Genomic DNA, 1392 nt, shown 5'->3' with positions numbered 1-1392 from the left:
GGGATGCGCACTCGCGCGAAGAAGAAACATGTCGCAAGCGACTGCGCTCGGCACGAGAATGTGCCAAGGCACATTCTTTTTTAACTGAGATAAATAAGAAAAATGGAGAAGGATACCAGGAAGGTACAGCGGTTCAGCAGGGATCGCACTTTTCTGATATCCTTTTGTTTCATAAAGAAAAATATAGGGGTACAACAGAAAATATGAAAAAACGAGAAAATACAGGCAAAATCATTGGAAAGGTGTTCGGAGAAGCCAGGGCACTTGGCGTCACTGCCTTAGCGGCGGCAGTCATGCTTTCCGGATGCGGAAACGCTGGAAATCAGGCGCGGAAAGGCGGTTCCGGCGCAGAACAGACGGAAAATACCCAAACAAGCGTTATTATCGCGATGCCGCCGACTTCAGAGCCGGAGGCGGGCTTTGATCCGGCATATGGCTGGGGCGCGGGCGAGCATATGCATGAACCGCTGATCCAGAGCACCCTGACGGTGACAGAAGCAGATTTGAGTATCGGGTATGATCTGGCGACAGATGTGGAGACCTCCGAGGATGGAATGACATGGACGGTAACGATCCGCGACGATGCGAAATTCACGGATGGCGAGGCGCTGACCGCGGAGGATGTGGCATTCACTTATAACACATTGAAAGAGACGAGTTCCGTCAACGATTTTTCAATGCTGAAACAGGCGGAGGCGATCGATGATGTGACGGTTGTGTTTGAGATGGAACGTCCGTTTGCTATCTGGTCATACACGATGGCGGTGACGGGAATTGTGCCGGAGCATGCATATGGAACGGATTACGGCACACATCCGATCGGTTCCGGGCGATATATCCTGAAACAGTGGGACAAGGGGCAGCAGGTGATTCTGGAAGCCAACCCGGATTATTATGGGGATGTGCCGAAGATGCGGCAGGTCACGATTCTCTTTATGGAAGAGGATGCGGCATTTGCGGCGGTGCGCGCCGGGCAGGTGGATGTGGCGTACACGGCGGCGTCCTATGCAGACCAGTCGGTTCCAGAATTCAGTCTTTTGGACTGTGAGACGGTGGACAACCGTGGATTTAACCTCCCGGCGGTTCCGGAGACGGTACGGGAGGATGGCGTAAAAATCGGCAATGATTTTACCGCGGATGTGCAGGTGCGCCGGGCGCTCAACCTGGCGATTGACCGGCAGGAAATGATCGATCATGTGTTAAATGGTTACGGCAGCCCGGCATATAGTGTCTGTGACAAGATGCCGTGGTACAACGATGAAATGGAGAACATTTCCTATGATGTGGAGAAGGCGGAAGAGATGCTGGATGCGGCGGGATGGAAGAAAAATGCTGACGGCATCCGCGAAAAGGATGGAGTGAAAGCCATTCTGGAATTTCTCTATCCGACCG

At 52.7% G+C, this 1392-nt stretch carries 1 protein-coding gene; it reads left to right on the top strand.

All coding sequences use genetic code 11. The annotated features are described in order from the left end of the window. Positions 1-203: 203 nt before the first annotated feature. On the top strand, positions 204-1392 hold a 1189-nt coding region (locus tag QVO97_RS02310), incomplete at its 3' end, for an ABC transporter substrate-binding protein (protein ID WP_369678370.1).

This window comes from Clostridium sp. CAG:43 (assembly GCF_000434655.1).
In the GTDB taxonomy this organism is placed as follows: Bacteria; Bacillota; Clostridia; order Lachnospirales; family Lachnospiraceae; genus Otoolea; species Otoolea fessa.
Note: the sequence above shows the minus strand (reverse complement) of the source record. Positions and strands in the feature narration are given on the sequence as shown.